Raw genomic sequence first — 15,757 nt, 5'->3', positions numbered from 1 at the left:
TTATGTCTGAAGAAAGATTAATGTCAAAGAAGAAACCGGCCTTTCCGGTAAGCGAAAAGTTGGATGGATATTTAAGCCGATATAGCAGAAAAATCGAGATTCCTATATTTTATGAAGACCTGCTCCGATTTTCGGGTTCGGTTACCGTTTATAATGCTAATGACGAAGATACCTTATGGATTAGGGTCTACTATTCAGAATATGACCGTAAGGAAATTGACGAGAGTCTTAAAAAAGTATATTCCATACTTCATTCTGATGGAAGCAATAACATTCATCAATATTTGAACGTTGATGCCGTCGACTTTTGCACTTTTGGAAATTCGAAACCGTTCCGGATCAAGATTCGAAATATCCTTAATGATAACTTTACCTATTTCTACGTAAAAAGAACGGATGCCTCACGTATTTATGGATTGGAGCTTGAGCATATGTTATCTCCATACAACCTGAATTTTTTGGTCTACAAAGATACCTTGATAGAAGAACATATTGCAGGTATACCGGGTGATGAGTTTATCAAGAATATGCTTCCGAAATGCTCAGAACCTGAAAAGGCACAATTGGCCAAAGAATTTGTAAAGTTCAATGAAAGATGTATGATTCGACTGTTGGGTGACATGCGTTCTTATAACTATGTTATCGTTCCGGTACATGATTTTGATCATGTCGTTTATCGAATTAGGGCCATAGATTTCGATCAACAGTGTTTTGAAGGAAAATTAAAGGTGTATCGACCACAATTTTTCAAGGAAAATTATCAAATGGTCGAATTGGTAAGAAATAAACTATTGGGTGATTCAGTCGATCAATATAAATTAGAAGAACGCTCCATAGTCGCCAAGAGAATTCTAAGCTCAGGTAACCGTATAAAAAGGTTAAGGAGTATTTGCAAAACGGATATCATTTCAAATAAAGAAAACATTCAAATACTGGCAGGTCAGATTTATGAATTGACCTTGGATGCTAATTTCAAAAAGTGCCGCACCATGGGTGAAATATTGGATTTGGCACTCAACTTTGTCAAACGAAACTACGAGGATGTCAGCATGAAACAGATTATTGAAAACAATATCAAATTGTAGTTTCGTTATGTGCCTTATTTCTGGTAAAAAAGAGCAATCAAAACCATAAAAATTTCTAATTGCAACAAAGAATATCGGCCATCAACTCTTCTGTTCTTTGTTAAAATATACGAGGTAATAATACATTTGACGCTCTTCGTCCCAACCTTTTTCCACAAATTTCTCAGCGGATTCCGGATTGATGAAATCCATTTTAATTTGGATATTGGTATCAAGATTGATGACATTTTTTATCTTTTTTCGGGCCTCTGAAACCGCTTTGTTCGCGATATCAAAATTGGAAACATCCTCGATACTATATTTTGGACCTTTCTCGACTTTGTAATGCTTAAATTCGGGAATCAGCTCCGGATTTTCCATGACCTCGTTCAAAAAGCCACTTTCTTCAAAAGCGTCATTTTTAGCAAAATGATTTACCGCCCTGTTCATAAACAATACTTCTTGTTGTTTGTCTTCTGCGGGTAGAACAACGTCTTTAGCAAAGTTCTGGCAAAATTTCAAATAGTTTTTGGTGTAAAAATTTTCATCGGTCAGTGGTTCCAATCCCAAGAAATTTTCCAACCAATATTTGGCATCATATCGATTGCTATCAACCGAAAGTACTTTATAACCTTCTTCTTCGTCTACGTTGAAAACAACACAGCCCTTATCCAGTTTATTGACATTGATGCCTTGTTGTATAACAATATCAAGATTTTGATGTTTCTCTTCAAACTGCAAAAAGTCGTGTTTCAATTCACTTTTAAAGATTCCGATTGCATCTGTCTTTTTGTTATCTATGACCATGTCTGAAAAATGGACCACATAGACTTCCCCACTTTTGATATGGGGGTGATTTGATTGGTCATAGAGGTGGGTCGCGATTGTTTTTGAAGCAGTATGGGCTTTCGAAGCATCACTAAAAATTTCCGTTACGGACTTATATACTTCATTAAACGCTACATCTACCTCATTAGAAAACTTAAAGTAGTTCTCTTCTTTTTCGCGAAAGGGCTTGAAAAAATATTCTTTCAACAACCCGGCCATTTCATCATTTAAACTAAAGGGCTCAGCAGATAGAAAAACAGCCTCATTTTTATTTTTATTGCCGACGCGATGTAATGAGATACTTTCTATTTGGGCAGAATATAAGTTTAACATTTTCTGTTTAAGGGTTAAAGGTTTAAGGTTAAGTGAGGTTTCTCATTTTTGCACTACGCACTATTTTTTTTGAATAATCAATTCCAATTTTCATCAAAATCAAGATCATCATAGCTGCCGAAGGAATCATCAAAGTCTATTGATGGCTTGGATTCGAACTTTTTTTCTGGCGGTGAATCGGGTAATTCCCCAAAACTGAAGAGTACATTTGGGTACGTTCTGCCATCCTCTTTTTCAACAATATCCGCAAGTTCGACAAAGAATGTCCACATATTGAAAAAGTCATAAACGTAAATCATTTTCGGGGATTTTTCAGATAGCACATCCTCAAGTACGGTTTCATTCATCAATCTTACGTCTGAACCGTTTTCGCCCATATCAAAAAGCGCAATTTCCTCATCTTGGTTCCATTCTTGGTCACAAGTGTAAAATGAGGCCATTTCATTTCCCATAAAGCCAAAAGCTTGTGTTAAGGCATTGTGGAATTCTTCAAGTGAATCGGAATTTTCAATTTCCAAATCCCTAAAAATATCTTCTTCGGCATCAAGAATTATTCTGATTTTATATATCATCTCCAAAAAAATTGAATGGGGGTAAAGTTACAAAGAATTAAGCCGTTTGTTCTGTAGGGATACTTCTAAAAGCAGATAAAATTGAATTCCAAAAAGAATACTGGCCAAAACAAGGTGCAAAGGTTGGCTTGCAAACGGAAAATCGAAATAATACATAGCTATACCTGTAAAAATCTCTAAACCCAGCATCAACATTACCCAATTCATCTTGGTCAATTCGTATTTCGACTTTCTCAAGGTTAGAAATAGATAGCCATTTAATATAAGAACCACAATGGACATCGATCGATGAATATAAAATTTTACCGTTGGGTTCAATAACCAAAGTTCTTTTGATGTTTCACCATAAACCTTTATTTGTTCGTCAACGAATTGCCGCACTTGGGTGCCCAATATAATTTGAATCAATGTCAACACTATGGTCGCCATAAAAAGGCCCACTATTGTCTTTGAAGGCTTTCTTGTGCTTGCTGGCACTGTTTGAAAAATAATGTAAAGCAATAGGGCAACGATCACTAGCGCCATAAGCATATGCAGTGTAATACGCACTGGAGCTAAAACAGAGTAGACCACTGTGGCCCCTAGCCAAGCTTGAAAGGCCATTCCTACTACCACAAGCCAAGAAAAAATGGTCACCAGTCTGTTCTGTTGCCAAAGTCTTAGGGAAAAAAATGCTAAAACCAATGTGGCAAGGCCTGCAAGGGCCCCTAAAAGGCGGTTGATATATTCGATCCAAGTATGCCAGACGTTAAACTTGGCATAATCATGTTTCGTGTATGCCACCCATGCGGTTGGTTCAAAAGCGTCGTTTGTGGTGAAATCAGATTTTGCGACCAGTAAACCTTCATTCATCATAATGACCTGCCCCTTTTCAAATGCTCTGTTCGGTTGCCACTGTAGCGTCTCGACATTTGTAGGCGGTATGTAATAACCAAAACACTTCGGCCAATCTGGGCATCCCATGCCACTGCCGGTCATACGAACTACGGCACCTGCCACGATTACCAAATAGACCAATACCAATGTCGTTTTCGCAAGGGCGATAAATTTTTTATTCATTTCACAGTGGGCGTTAATCCAATTTTCTTTCCTTTTTCCAACATTAATTTGTAAGCCGCTTCATGGTCATTGGGGATATCGCCTGCAAGAATAGCTTCTTTAATGGTTTCCTTGATTATACCTATTTCCTTTGAGGGCCTTAAGTCAAATGCCTTCATGATTTCTTCCCCTGAGACCGGTGGTTGAAAATTGCGAATACGATCTCGTTCTTCTACCTCGATGATTTTTTGTCTAACTATTTGAAAATTTTTGAGATAACGCTTTTGCTTTTTCGGATTTTTCGTGGTGATGTCAGCCTCGCAAAGGGTCATTAAATCTTCAACATATTCCCCAGCATCAAAAATCAACCTTCTTACGGCTGAATCCGTCACATGGTCTTCTGAAAGTATGATAGGGCGTGAGCTCATCAGCACCAGCTTTTGAACAAACTTCATTTTGTCATTCAATGGCATGCGTAGGCGTTTAAATAGTTTGTAAACCATTTTTGATCCGACAAACTCATGGGCATGAAAGGTCCAACCAATTTTTTTGTCGAACCGCTTCGTCGGTGCTTTACCTATATCATGCAATAAGGCCGCCCACCGCAACCAAAGCTTATCGGTTTTTTTGGAAATATTGTCGACGACCTCAAGGGTGTGCCAAAAGTTATCTTTATGCCGTTGGCCTTCGACTTCATCAATGCCTTGTAAAGCAGTAAGTTCAGGAAGAATCATTGGTAACAACTCGATTTTGTGCAACAAAGCAAACCCAATCGATGGTTTTTCAGATAACATGATTTTATTTAGTTCATCAACAATCCGTTCTTTTGATATGATGTTGATCCGCTCTTTATTGGTGCGGATCGCATTTAGGGAATCTGATTCAATTTCAAAGTTCAGCTGGGTGGCAAAACGTACGGCACGCATCATTCTCAAAGGATCATCAGAATAGGTGACTTCAGGTTCAAGAGGTGTTCTGATAGTTTTATTTTGAAGGTCTTTCAAACCATTAAAAGGATCTATTAAGGTGCCATAACCATCTTCGTTAAGCCTAAAGGCCATGGCATTAATGGTAAAATCCCTTCTGTTCTGATCATCTTCAAGGGTGCCATTTTCGACAATCGGTTTTCGACTATCCCTCTGATAGCTTTCTTTTCTGGCACCAACAAATTCCAATTCAAGCCCTTCATGTTTAAGCATAGCGGTACCGAAGTTTTTAAACACGGTAACTTTTGGATTTCCTTTTAGCCGATTTGCAACTTTTTTTGCAAGTTCGATACCACTGCCGATGGTTACGATGTCGATATCGGTAGGTGCTTCACGGTTCAGTAAAAAGTCCCTAACAAACCCACCGATAACATAAGTATTTAAACCCAGGTTATCTGCACATGAGCCAATCATCTTGAAAATCGGGTTTTCCAATGCTTTTTGGTTATCCATTCAAAAAGAACATTTTGTTTGTTATTCACGAATTACTTTAACCGTTCCGTCATTTCCTAATTTGATAATTGACGAAAGTGAAGTGTTTTCTTTTTCAGGTTGCAAATTTACCACATAGTCAACGCTTTGTGAAATTTGGGATGGAATTGCTTGGAATTTTTTGTGTGTAGTTGGCGTGCCAATGGATATACTTTTGGCAACCAACGGTTTTTTATATTTATTGATAAGGTATTGACAGAATTTGGTTCTGGCCACACTGAACTGGGCAGTATTATTATTGATGAGATTTGCAGCGATTCCTTTCGGATTGTCGAGTATGAGGGTTACCGGTTTTTCAGAAAAATCCAAGATATCATAAGCCACTTCGGGCAGTGATGTTACATATCGCTCTAACATCGCCTGACTTGCAACCAACGAAGTCAAGGGTTCGTTGTCAAGCGCTGTATTTAGATCGAGTACTTTAGAAATGGCCTGTTCATCGGTGGCGTCGCAACCGATTGCCCAAGTCGCATATGTGGGGTAAAGTACCAATCCACCTTTCTCAAAAATATTGATACAGCGGTCGATTTCTTCATTAAAAATACCCATTAATGGCTTTTTTGATTGTGAAGGCGTTTGAGTTCTCGATAACGTTCCAATACCCCTAAGGCATTTAGATAGCAAATGGTAATACCCTTTTTACCATCTAAAAAGCCCAATCTCATTACATAGTGATTTAAGAATTTATAGGTCGGTCGAAAAATAAAATGATACCATCTTGCTTTTTTACCCTTAAGAAATTCTTCCTGTGCCTTCATCCTTCCATATTTAAACATTTTGCCTTTGTAATCGTGGTGATTTTTGAAGGAGTAATGGAGTAGTTTGTTTTTTAAGGTCAGTGATTGTCCATCAACCACCAAGGTTTCATGTACGATCCGATCTTCGGTAAAATGAACCTTGCTTTTTTTGAAAAGCCGGTAATTTTTATCGCTTTGCCATCCACTAAAACGCAGTATTTCTTTTTTGAACATAAAGGTTCTTAGAAAATAATAAGCGGATGCCGAGGCATCGTTCTGGGTAACTTCCAATATCTCCTCTTTCAATCCCGGTGTAATCCGTTCATCGGCATCCAAAAATAAGATCCAATCATGTGTGGCCTGTTCCATGGTAAATTTCTTTTGATCGGTATAATTGGTGAACTCCCTTTGGATCAATTTTACATGCGGATGTTTTTTGATAAGGGTGACCGTATTATCGGTGCTAAAAGAATCTACCACAATAATTTCATCAGCGAAGTTGATGTTATCCAATACAGCTTCGATATTATCCTCTTCATTAAAGGTTATCAATAAAGCCGATATTTTTGTCTTTGCTTTATCCATATACCAAATAGTCTTCTATTTTTTTTAGCTGTACATCTTTGTCGAAATTAGTTTTGATATGGACGTGGCCTTTCTCACCCATCCTTTTTCGTAATTCGTGATCTTGGTATAAACCGATGATCTTGTCGGCAAAGGCGTTGAGATCATTCACCTCAACCAAATACCCCGTAGTATCATCTAAAATCAATTCAGGATTACTGCTTACATCAAAAGCAACGATTGGCTTATGACATAGCGCAGCTTCGGCCAAAACGTACCCAAAACCTTCCCAAAATGAGGGCAGTACAAATACGTCGGCACGGTTGATGAACTCTAAAGGTCTCTCAATAAACCCTTCAAGGGATACATGGCCCTGAACATTTAGCTCCACAATCAGTTTTTCCAATTCTTTTCGCAAACTACCTTCACCACCAATAATAAGTTTGAAGGGAATTTTTCTTTCTTTGAGAAGGGCAGCCAAATGAATCAAGAATTTTTGATTTTTTTGATATTCCAATCGTCCGAGGTTAATAATGGTAAAATCCTTGTTTTCTTTCCGCACATCGATATCAGTAATAGACTGGGTATGTATACCATTATAAATTACCGTTATTTTTTCCTTTGGAAATAGGGTGTCATTATTTTGCGTAACGGTATTTTTGGTAGCAAACGAATTGGCCAATATTTCGGTAACGATATGTTTGAAATAGTACCTGTTCAATAGCGTGTTTTTGATGGGAATGGCACTCCCCCTTCGATAAATAATTCTCTTTACCCCAGATTTTTGGGCCGAAGGCCCTGCAATTTTAACATCGCGGGAAAGGTTCATTACTATGGTATCAATATTGGATTTTCTGAAAAAGGAAATCAGATTGAAATACTTGAAAGGATTCAAAAAACTAAGGTTGCTTATAGCGATACCTTTACATGGTATTTTCGCTTTCATAAGACGTTTTAAAAGCTCACTTTCCTTATGTGCGATTACAAAAACATCATGTCCCTTTTCATAGAGATAGTTGCTTATTTCAAAGTGCCATTTTTCTCCACCGCCCCAAGCTTTGGCAGTGTTAAAGAAACAAATCTGCCCCATTTAAGCTATGGATTTATAAAGTTGAAGTAAGTTGTTCGCCACATTTTCATCAGAAAATCTTTGAACATAACGGTATCCTTTCTCAGCCATTTCGTCACGCATCCCTTGATTTTCAAAAAGTTTGGTGATTTCCACCCTAATCTGATCGATATCGTTTGGGTCAATATAGATGGCGTCTGGTCCGGCAGCTTCAGGAAAACATCCGTTCTGTGTCGTGATTACGGGTAGCTTACTGTACAAAGCTTCAATAATTGGGATTCCGAAACCCTCACAAAAAGAAGGATAGCAGAAAACCGTGGCATTTTGGTAAAGTATAGCTAGCTCTGTTGAACTGATGTTTTTAATAAAGCTTACTTGATGTTTCAGGTTATTTTCAGCGATATAGTCGTGTATTTTTCTCGCATAGCTTTTTTCTTGACCAACCAGAACCAGATGAAAAGTTGTTCTGTGTATTGCTTTCACCAATGACAAGGCATTTTTGCGTTCTTGTATCGTTCCAACATTGAGCACATAGTGTTCTGGCAGTTGAAATTTTTTTTGAATCGCTCTTTTTTCGACCTCGTTGTATTCTAGCTTAAAAGCCTTGTTACAACCTTGATGTATCACGGTGATTTTTTTGGCATCAACATTCAAGAATTTGATGATGTCCGCTTTGGTCTGTTCGCTTATCGCGATAATATGATCTGCGACACTTACCGCATATTGAAATTTTAGTTTGTATATAATACGATCGAAAAAATTGTAATATTTAGGATGACTTAAAAAAATTAAATCATGGATGGTGACAATTTTCGGCACGTAGTTTTTTTTGAGTTGTATGGGTATTTCACCAGAAAGCCCGTGGTACCAATCTACGTTTGAAGAGTTTATCTGTTTCCATTGCCCGATTAAGCGCCACAGCGAAGGAAACGTTTTCCAGAACAAGCCCTTAGGATATACTATGGTGGCTTTTTCTAGAGGTATTTGTTCTTCGTAATGTGATTTTTTGGTGTTGAACAAAAAAAAGTGTTCTACTAAAGACTGCGTGTTTAAGATTCTAACAATGTCACGTCCGTAATTTCCAAGTCCCGTGTTGTTGTGAAAAATCCGTTTTGCGTCGTAGCCGATTCTCATGGTGATAAAACTACATATTATTTCTTATAGTTTGATATTGCTTTTATCAACTCTTTGCCTAATTATTGGTTACAAAATTTACGTACTTGTTCTTTTGATAGGTATATGCCCATTTTGTGCTGGTATATGTATTTTTATTGCTAAGAACGTTCCGGTGAATATTTGATATCAATGTTGGCAATCGGTTAGCATCGAAAAAATAACCGTTTTCTTGAAGATCTGGCAAGGTTTTGAAATAACCGTTACAGATCAATGGTTTTTTATAGGCATAAGCAAGGTTGAAACTTCCTGAGATTTTGTAGCTTAGATAATCTTCATTTTCTGAAAGAAGGGGCATGATGTAATCGCAACATTTTAAATAGGCGTGAAAATCCTCATTGGCGATAAACCCGTCAAAAACGATAAAATGATCTTCAAGATTATTTATTTGTATGAGGTGCCACAATTTTTGACCTTCAGAAGATTTGTCATCCAATCTTCCCAGTAGTAAAAATTTAATGTTGGTTAAATCTGGTATCGCCTTCATGGCATCTATCAACAGGGTATAATCCCTTCTTTTCCAATCAATTCTGCCTGGAATCCCAATCCATATCCCTGATTTCTTTTGTAGATCAACTTTTGCGAAGTCAGGAAAAAAAATGGGATAAAAACTATCGACTTGAAACCCTCTTTTTTGTTTGATCTCTTCAGCGATTTGATCACTGAGCACAAGGTATTTTTTGATTTTTAAGGAAATTATACGTTGGGTGAAACTGGAATTTAGTTTTCTGCCATTGTGAAGTATACCAATACAAGTAACCTTAAAGGGTTTTAAGAGCAATGCCAAATTGCGTACTGTTTTACTAGAACTTGCCGTATTGAAAACAACGACTTCATAAGCTCTTAGAATATGCGCTAATTTCCACTGCTGTTTTAATTTTTTGAAAGCCCCCACTTTGATAGGGTCAATAAAATGAATATGCTCACATAGGTTGGAATAGGTCTTTATTTGATTTTCAAGTGCCTTATTTAAGACAAGGGATACCGAATGGCCAGAGTCGGTCAAAAATTTGACTTGACTATAAATACATTCTTCATGACTGGTGCTGATCTCGAACAACGCGATTTTCATTGTTCAATATTACAGCTTTATGTTTAAATGTTGAATGGGGTATGCGAAGTTGTGGTATTCTTCAAAAATAGGCGGTCAAGTTTAAGAAGCCAATCTTTTCTCGTCAAGTTGCAGTTCTCGGTGGGTCGTTAATTTGGTGTACACCGCAGGCTGTTTCGAGCGTTCTAAATTACTTAATTCAGCGTATCTGGTATAGACACTTAATGCGTTTAGGTAACACACGTTAAACCCTTTTCTCAAATCTAAAAAGCCCAATCTAACAACAAAGTTGTAAAAGAATTTCCAGGCGGGTTTAATAATTAGTTTTAAATAATTGAATTTTTTACCTTTTAGAAGTTCTTCTTGTGCCCTCAACTTGCCGTAGTGAATCATTTTTGCCTTGTAATCCTGATAATTTTTAAAGCAATAATGAGTCAATTTGTTTGAAAAACATTGAGAGTTACCATTAATACGAAGCGTTTCATGAACAATCTTTTCATTGGTGAAACTTGCCTTACTTTTTCTGAAAAGACGATGGTTCTTATCTGTTTGCCAACCACTAAAACCTAAGGGTTTATTTTGATACATAAACTTGCGATAGAACCAATAGGCTGCGGCAGTATCTTCAGATTGAATGGTTTTTAAAATTTCTTCCTGTAAACTTTTACTTACGATTTCATCTGCATCGATAAACAAAATCCAATCGTGTGATGCTTGCTTTAAGGCAAATGATTTTTGTGCAGTGAAGTTCTCAAAAGGGTGTTGAATGGCCTTTACTTTTGAATGATTCCTCAAAAATTGAAAAGTTCCATCGGTGCTGAAAGAGTCTACCACAATGATTTCATCTGCAAATGAAACGGAGTCTATACATCTTTCGATGTATCCTATCTCATTGTAGGTAATAATCAATGCTGATATTTTTTGCCTTGGGGTGGTCAATACAGCTTGTTTTTTAGTTTATTTTTTTGGTCAGTACAAAGGTATAACAAGAAATTAAGGATTAAATTGTTTTATCACATAAATTTCTTACAAATACAAAATCCAAAAGAATACTCAAAAATAACTGTGAAAGGATGTTTGTTTTAGCTATTTTCATCTAGCGTATTAAACCGCAACGTCATATTCCCGCAAGGCATCATTCAATGATGTTTTCTTGTTGGTGCTCTCCTTTCTTTTTCCGATGATTAGTGCACAAGGCACTTGATAATCGCCAGCCTTGAAATTTTTGGTGTAGCTTCCTGGTATGACAACCGAACCAGATGGTACGATACCTTTTCGTTCAATAGGCTCGTCACCTGTAACATCAATGATTTTGGTTGATGCGGTTAGTACCACATTCGCACCTAAAACCGCTTCTTTTTCGACACGTACCCCTTCAACTACAATACATCTTGAGCCGATAAATGCATTGTCTTCAATGATGACTGGTGCGGCTTGTAAGGGTTCTAAGACCCCCCCGATACCAACGCCACCGCTTAGGTGGACATTTTTGCCTATTTGAGCGCAACTTCCGACAGTAGCCCAAGTATCTACCATGGTTCCCTCATCGACATAAGCACCAATATTGACATAACTGGGCATTAGTATGGTGCCTGAAGAGATGTATGCCCCGTGCCGGGCCACAGCGTGGGGAACGACTCGAATACCTTTTGCCTGGTAGCCCGTCTTTAATGGAATCTTATCATGGTATTCAAAAATTCCGGCTTCTAGGGTCTCCATTTTTTGGATCGGAAAATAAAGTACGACCCCTTTTTTCACCCACTCATTGATTTGCCAGCCATTTGAACTGGGCTCGGCACATCGTAACGCACCACTGTCAAGTAAATTGATAACTTCACGAATCGCGTTTTGTGTTTCCGGTTCTTTAAGAAGTTCACGATTATCCCAGGCATTTTCAATTAGTGTTTTAAGCGCTGTCATTTTTCTGATTTTGCGCAAATATACCGCTACAAAGGTAATTTCGATGACAAATTTAAATGCATAACATTTTTAGGTTTATTTTTGCCAAAACTTCTGTATTGGCAAGAATTTTGGCATTGGATTTTGGAAAAGTTAGAACAGGGGTAGCTGTAACCGACGAACTTCAACTTATAGCATCAGGATTGAAAACCGTACAAACCAGCAATTTGATTGCTTTCTTAAAAGATTACATTACAACAGAAAATGTTGAATGTATCGTTATCGGTGAACCTAGGCAAATGGACGGTACGCCATCAGAATCGGAAGCCTTGATCGAACCATTTTTAAAAAAGTTAAAGCAACTTTTTCCTCAACTCGTTTTAGAACGTCAAGATGAACGTTTTACCTCAAAAATGGCCGTTCAAAGCATGATAAGTGGCGGACTCAACAAAAAGAAACGTCAAAATAAAGCCCTCGTCGATGAGATCAGCGCTACATTGATCTTACAGTCATTTCTTAACAAAAAACATTGATCGCATCAGAACGATAGAAGTTTATATCAGAAAAAAGGTTCGACAATTGATTGCTTCTTGGCTTAAGAAAAAAGAGTTACGACGATTACTCCATAACGAATTTGTGATAATCAGTAATAATTGCTGGGGGGGTCAAGTATATCAATGGTTTCAGAAACCTTATCAAACCCCTTTTGTTGGGTTGTTTTTATATGGGCCCTGTTATATGAAGTTTCTACGCGATATCGATTACTATCTTGCTAGCGAGTTGGTTTTTATACAAGCCTCTAAGTACAAAAAGCGGCCTAAAACGTATCCCATCGGCGTATTGGATGACATTGAAATTCATTTTACCCATTATAAAAGCGAAGAAGAAGCGCTCGAAAAGTGGAGGCGTAGAAAAGCACGAATGCTTGACATATCAAAAGAGAAATGGCTACATATGATTTGTGATCGGGAATCTGTTACAAAAGAAATGATCCTGGATTTTCATAGTCTGTCTTTAAAATCAAAGATTTCTTTCGGATATTTTGCCTTGCAGAATCAAGGTCATATCCAAATATTCGAGACCCCAAAAGGAAACCCAGCGTTCGTTCCGAACGGAAAACAATTATTCAAATTGAGTTTTTTATATTTTGATATTGTGCATTGGCTTAATTTTGGCATTGTAAAAAGAACAAGATTTAAAGATTGACGACATGATTTTACCTATTGTAGCTTATGGAGACCCGGTTTTAAGAAAAAAGGCAGGGGATGTTGCCAAAGATTATCCAAAGTTGAGTGAGTTAATTGAAAATATGTGGGCCACGATGTACAACGCTAGTGGAGTTGGTCTGGCCGCACCACAAATAGGATTGCCCATAAGACTCTTTGTAATAGACGCTACCCCATTTGCCGATGACGAAGAGTTGTCACCAGAAGAGCAAAATAAATTAAAAGGATTCAAAAAAGTGTTCATCAACGCAAAGATCGAAGATGAGACCGGTGAAGATTGGGCATTCAATGAAGGATGTTTGAGTATTCCCGACATTCGTGAAGATATTAATAGAAAGGATACCATCAAAATAACCTACACTGACGATAAGTTCAAAACGCATACCGAAGTCTATGACGGACTTTTGGCCCGTGTTATTCAGCATGAGTATGATCATATAGAGGGTGTACTGTTTACCGATAAGCTTTCCTCGCTCAAAAAGAGGCTTTTGAAAAATAGATTGGACAAGATTTCAAAAGGGAAAATCAATGTAGATTATAAAATGCGTTTTCCCAATCTTAAAAAAGGACGTTAATCCATTGATTCTTGGCTTAAAAACATAAATTTGCACGCACAAAATTCAGTTGAAAATGGCATTGGACAAAATTTTATCAATAGGGGGTAAACCAGGATTGTATAAACTATTGACCCAAACCCGTTCGGGGTTCGTGGGTGAATCGCTAATTGATGGTAAAAGGGTTACGGTCAGTTTGCGAAACAATGTAAGTGTTCTATCAGAGATTGCCATTTATACACTAGAAGAAGAAGTGCCCCTTGGTGAGGTTTTTCAAAAAATAAAAGAGAAGGAAAAAGGGGCAAAGACATCCATTGGTCATAAAGAAGATAAGTTAAAGTTGGAAGAATACTTTTTTGAGGTACTTCCAAATTATGACGAGGATAGGGTCTACCCCAGCGATATCAAAAAAATCATTCAATGGTATAACATTCTCCATGAGAATGGCATAACTGATTTTTCAGAGGACAAGAAATCTGAAAAGGCCAAGGTCAGTGATGAAGAAGAGTAGTTGGTGTGGTCTACCTAACCATCATTTCTCCCAATTTACCAATGTGGTTCTATAAAAATTGACATCCATATAATTCATGTAGGCAACTTGGCCTACCAAACGCTTTTTATAGTCATTCCAGTCACGTAATTCGGCTGGGGTCCAGGCTAATTCGGCATATCCGATTGCCCTCGGAAAAGCTAAATACTCCAGTTCAAAACTATTGCTTATGGTTTCTGACCATAATGGGGCTTCGAGCCCCAGAATAGATGCTTTCGATAGACCTTCGACATAAGATTCTGGATCCCAATTGTAGGCGTCGTCTACAGGAATGTACGCTGCCCAATGTAAACCGTGTTTTGAAAGGGAATCGTACTGCATATCCAAATACGCTTTTTTTGCAGGTGACATGATGATTTTATTGCCATTTTCCGCTGCTTTAATGGCATTGTGCGGTTCATTCCAGTATTGATTGACACTCGAAGGGCTTATTTTGGCTTGTGCAATCTCGTTCCAACCCACCATAATTTTTCCATGTTTTTGAACGAGTTTTTCAACCTTTTCCACAAAATGGATGTAGTCACTTTTTTTAGTGGCATGACTTTCATCACCTCCGATATGAAAATAGGGGCTTGGTGATATCGCCGCAATTTCACGAATAACATCATCCAAAAACGAATACACCGTATCTTTTCGACTATCAAATGTGCTAAAACCTACATGAGTGCCCGTATATGCTTCAAGGGTCTTGCCATTACCATTTAAGATTGGGTAGCTAAATGAGGCCGCATTGGTATGGCCTGGCATGTCTACTTCAGGAATGATCTGAATATGCCTTTGTGCGGCGTAAGCCACCAAGTCTTTGAATTCTTCTTGGGTGTAAAAGCCACCAGCACCGCCCCCAACTTCGGTTTGACCTCCGATTTCGGTCAATTTTGGCCAAGATTTGATTTCAATGCGCCAGCCTTGATCGTCGGTCAAGTGCATATGAAAGGCATTGTATTTGTAATAGGCCAAAATATCTATATATTTTTTAACCTCTTCCACGGTAAAGAAATGACGGGCTACATCGAGCATTGCCCCGCGATATTCAAAGTTGGGGGCATCATCTATCTTTCCTGTCGGAATTAGCCACATTGGTTGTTCTGAAAGTGTATCGTTGGATTGTTCTGGAATTAACTGACGCAAGGTCTGAATGCCCCTAAAGGCACCAGCAGCAGTATTTGCATTCAATAGGATGGAGTCGTTTTTGATGTACAGTTGATAGGCCTCTGGTGCATCGGATTCCAAGGTGTCGGTTTGATGGATATAGATGATACGTTCAACGCTTACATCTACCGTATTGTTTACGGGGATTTCAAGGTTCAAACGGGTTTTTATTTTGTTGGCTAAAAAGTCTCCGACCTCTTGAAAACCGTTATTTTTCTGGTCCGTATAAATCACGGTCTTACTATCCAATCCAAAAGCCGAATTAGTGGCAATCATTTTTAAGGGTTTAGGAATCAGTGCGCTTGTAGTTAGATCTGTTTTGGGATAGTCTATTTTTTTCTTGTCGGTACCACATGACAAAAAGAATACTAAACCTACTAATAACATTGCACTTTTCAATACGATGGATTTTCTCATAACGTTGGTATTTATTTTATCAAAACCCTAGAGCTTTTCAAAGATACAAGGGATT

The 15,757-nt window shown here is 37.9% G+C and carries 17 protein-coding genes; 5 read left to right on the top strand and 12 right to left on the bottom strand.

The annotated features are described in order from the left end of the window. Nucleotides 1-2 precede the first annotated feature (2 nt). Nucleotides 3-1,085, top strand: coding sequence for a hypothetical protein (locus AACM45_RS13155; protein ID WP_339143255.1), 1,083 nt, complete (start codon nt 3-5; stop codon nt 1,083-1,085). Nucleotides 1,086-1,166: 81 nt separating this feature from the next. On the opposite strand, the gene AACM45_RS13150 is transcribed toward AACM45_RS13155, so the two are convergent. The 11 genes from AACM45_RS13150 to AACM45_RS13100 all read right to left on the bottom strand — a co-directional run bounded on the left by AACM45_RS13150 (nt 1,167) and on the right by AACM45_RS13100 (nt 11,827). Continuing rightward, on the bottom strand, nt 1,167-2,225 hold the full coding sequence (locus AACM45_RS13150) for a nucleoid-associated protein (protein ID WP_339143254.1): 1,059 nt from the start codon (nt 2,223-2,225) through the stop codon (nt 1,167-1,169). A gap of 77 nt (nt 2,226-2,302) precedes the next feature. Then, complete coding sequence (locus tag AACM45_RS13145; RefSeq protein ID WP_339143253.1) at nt 2,303-2,797, bottom strand: IS1096 element passenger TnpR family protein; 495 nt, start codon at nt 2,795-2,797, stop codon at nt 2,303-2,305. 27 nt (nt 2,798-2,824) lie between these two features. Then, the gene (locus AACM45_RS13140) at nt 2,825-3,856 is read right to left on the bottom strand and encodes a COX15/CtaA family protein (RefSeq protein ID WP_339143252.1); all 1,032 of its coding nucleotides are present in this window, start codon (nt 3,854-3,856) and stop codon (nt 2,825-2,827) included. Next, entirely contained in the window at nt 3,853-5,274 is a 1,422-nt protein-coding gene (locus tag AACM45_RS13135; protein WP_339143251.1) for a CCA tRNA nucleotidyltransferase, read from the bottom strand. Before AACM45_RS13135 ends, AACM45_RS13140 begins: the two co-directional genes overlap by 4 nt. A gap of 21 nt (nt 5,275-5,295) precedes the next feature. Then, nucleotides 5,296-5,862: an L-threonylcarbamoyladenylate synthase gene (locus AACM45_RS13130; RefSeq protein WP_339143250.1), complete on the bottom strand. Its 567-nt coding sequence runs from the start codon at nt 5,860-5,862 to the stop codon at nt 5,296-5,298. Next, a complete protein-coding gene (locus tag AACM45_RS13125) occupies nt 5,862-6,635 on the bottom strand; it encodes a glycosyltransferase family 2 protein (protein ID WP_339143249.1) in 774 nt (257 codons plus the stop codon). Before AACM45_RS13125 ends, AACM45_RS13130 begins: the two co-directional genes overlap by 1 nt. Further along, on the bottom strand, nt 6,628-7,704 hold the full coding sequence (locus AACM45_RS13120; RefSeq protein ID WP_339143248.1) for a glycosyltransferase: 1,077 nt from the start codon (nt 7,702-7,704) through the stop codon (nt 6,628-6,630). The genes AACM45_RS13125 and AACM45_RS13120 overlap by 8 nt, the downstream gene beginning before the upstream one ends. Continuing rightward, entirely contained in the window at nt 7,705-8,817 is a 1,113-nt protein-coding gene (locus AACM45_RS13115) for a glycosyltransferase family 4 protein (protein ID WP_339143246.1), read from the bottom strand. 58 nt (nt 8,818-8,875) lie between these two features. Beyond that, entirely contained in the window at nt 8,876-9,928 is a 1,053-nt protein-coding gene (locus tag AACM45_RS13110; protein WP_339143244.1) for a glycosyltransferase, read from the bottom strand. An 81-nt stretch (nt 9,929-10,009) separates the two neighbouring features. After that, nucleotides 10,010-10,816: a glycosyltransferase family 2 protein gene (locus AACM45_RS13105; protein ID WP_445227729.1), complete on the bottom strand. Its 807-nt coding sequence runs from the start codon at nt 10,814-10,816 to the stop codon at nt 10,010-10,012. A gap of 195 nt (nt 10,817-11,011) precedes the next feature. Next, nucleotides 11,012-11,827, bottom strand: coding sequence for a 2,3,4,5-tetrahydropyridine-2,6-dicarboxylate N-succinyltransferase (locus tag AACM45_RS13100; protein WP_339143242.1), 816 nt, complete (start codon nt 11,825-11,827; stop codon nt 11,012-11,014). A gap of 98 nt (nt 11,828-11,925) precedes the next feature. Here AACM45_RS13100 and ruvX point away from each other — a divergent pair, with 98 nt between their 5' ends. Genes ruvX through AACM45_RS13080 form a run of 4 tightly spaced genes read left to right on the top strand, consistent with a single transcriptional unit; the run spans nt 11,926 to nt 14,097 of the window. Next, nucleotides 11,926-12,339, top strand: coding sequence for a Holliday junction resolvase RuvX (gene ruvX, locus AACM45_RS13095; RefSeq protein ID WP_339143241.1), 414 nt, complete (start codon nt 11,926-11,928; stop codon nt 12,337-12,339). 46 nt (nt 12,340-12,385) lie between these two features. Then, nucleotides 12,386-13,012 carry a DUF1919 domain-containing protein gene (locus AACM45_RS13090; RefSeq protein ID WP_339143240.1) on the top strand — a complete coding sequence of 209 codons (627 nt, stop codon included), beginning with the start codon at nt 12,386-12,388 and terminating at the stop codon, nt 13,010-13,012. A gap of 4 nt (nt 13,013-13,016) precedes the next feature. Continuing rightward, a complete protein-coding gene (gene def, locus AACM45_RS13085) occupies nt 13,017-13,607 on the top strand; it encodes a peptide deformylase (RefSeq protein ID WP_339143238.1) in 591 nt (196 codons plus the stop codon). A 55-nt stretch (nt 13,608-13,662) separates the two neighbouring features. Next, on the top strand, nt 13,663-14,097 hold the full coding sequence (locus AACM45_RS13080; protein ID WP_339143237.1) for a DUF5606 family protein: 435 nt from the start codon (nt 13,663-13,665) through the stop codon (nt 14,095-14,097). Nucleotides 14,098-14,118: 21 nt separating this feature from the next. On the opposite strand, the gene AACM45_RS13075 is transcribed toward AACM45_RS13080, so the two are convergent. Beyond that, nucleotides 14,119-15,702, bottom strand: a complete 1,584-nt coding sequence (locus AACM45_RS13075) for a family 20 glycosylhydrolase (RefSeq protein WP_339143236.1) — start codon at nt 15,700-15,702, stop codon at nt 14,119-14,121. Nucleotides 15,703-15,757: the final 55 nt, after the last annotated feature.

The organism is Croceitalea sp. MTPC5, assembly GCF_036985505.1.
Lineage (GTDB): Bacteria > Bacteroidota > Bacteroidia > Flavobacteriales > Flavobacteriaceae > Croceitalea.
This window is presented reverse-complemented; position numbering and strand designations above follow the sequence as displayed.

Excerpts from the sequence above, each read along its gene's own strand:
- AACM45_RS13155 (WP_339143255.1), top strand. The coding sequence starts at position 3 with ATGTCTGAAGAAAGATTAATGTCAAAGAAGAAACCGGCCTTTCCGGTA.
- AACM45_RS13150 (WP_339143254.1), bottom strand. The coding sequence starts at position 2,225 with ATGTTAAACTTATATTCTGCCCAAATAGAAAGTATCTCATTACATCGC.
- AACM45_RS13145 (WP_339143253.1), bottom strand. The coding sequence starts at position 2,797 with ATGATATATAAAATCAGAATAATTCTTGATGCCGAAGAAGATATTTTT.
- AACM45_RS13140 (WP_339143252.1), bottom strand. The coding sequence starts at position 3,856 with ATGAATAAAAAATTTATCGCCCTTGCGAAAACGACATTGGTATTGGTC.
- AACM45_RS13135 (WP_339143251.1), bottom strand. The coding sequence starts at position 5,274 with ATGGATAACCAAAAAGCATTGGAAAACCCGATTTTCAAGATGATTGGC.
- AACM45_RS13130 (WP_339143250.1), bottom strand. The coding sequence starts at position 5,862 with ATGGGTATTTTTAATGAAGAAATCGACCGCTGTATCAATATTTTTGAG.
- AACM45_RS13125 (WP_339143249.1), bottom strand. The coding sequence starts at position 6,635 with ATGGATAAAGCAAAGACAAAAATATCGGCTTTATTGATAACCTTTAAT.
- AACM45_RS13120 (WP_339143248.1), bottom strand. The coding sequence starts at position 7,704 with ATGGGGCAGATTTGTTTCTTTAACACTGCCAAAGCTTGGGGCGGTGGA.
- AACM45_RS13115 (WP_339143246.1), bottom strand. The coding sequence starts at position 8,817 with ATGAGAATCGGCTACGACGCAAAACGGATTTTTCACAACAACACGGGA.
- AACM45_RS13110 (WP_339143244.1), bottom strand. The coding sequence starts at position 9,928 with ATGAAAATCGCGTTGTTCGAGATCAGCACCAGTCATGAAGAATGTATT.
- AACM45_RS13100 (WP_339143242.1), bottom strand. The coding sequence starts at position 11,827 with ATGACAGCGCTTAAAACACTAATTGAAAATGCCTGGGATAATCGTGAA.
- def (WP_339143238.1), top strand. The coding sequence starts at position 13,017 with ATGATTTTACCTATTGTAGCTTATGGAGACCCGGTTTTAAGAAAAAAG.
- AACM45_RS13080 (WP_339143237.1), top strand. The coding sequence starts at position 13,663 with ATGGCATTGGACAAAATTTTATCAATAGGGGGTAAACCAGGATTGTAT.
- AACM45_RS13075 (WP_339143236.1), bottom strand. The coding sequence starts at position 15,702 with ATGAGAAAATCCATCGTATTGAAAAGTGCAATGTTATTAGTAGGTTTA.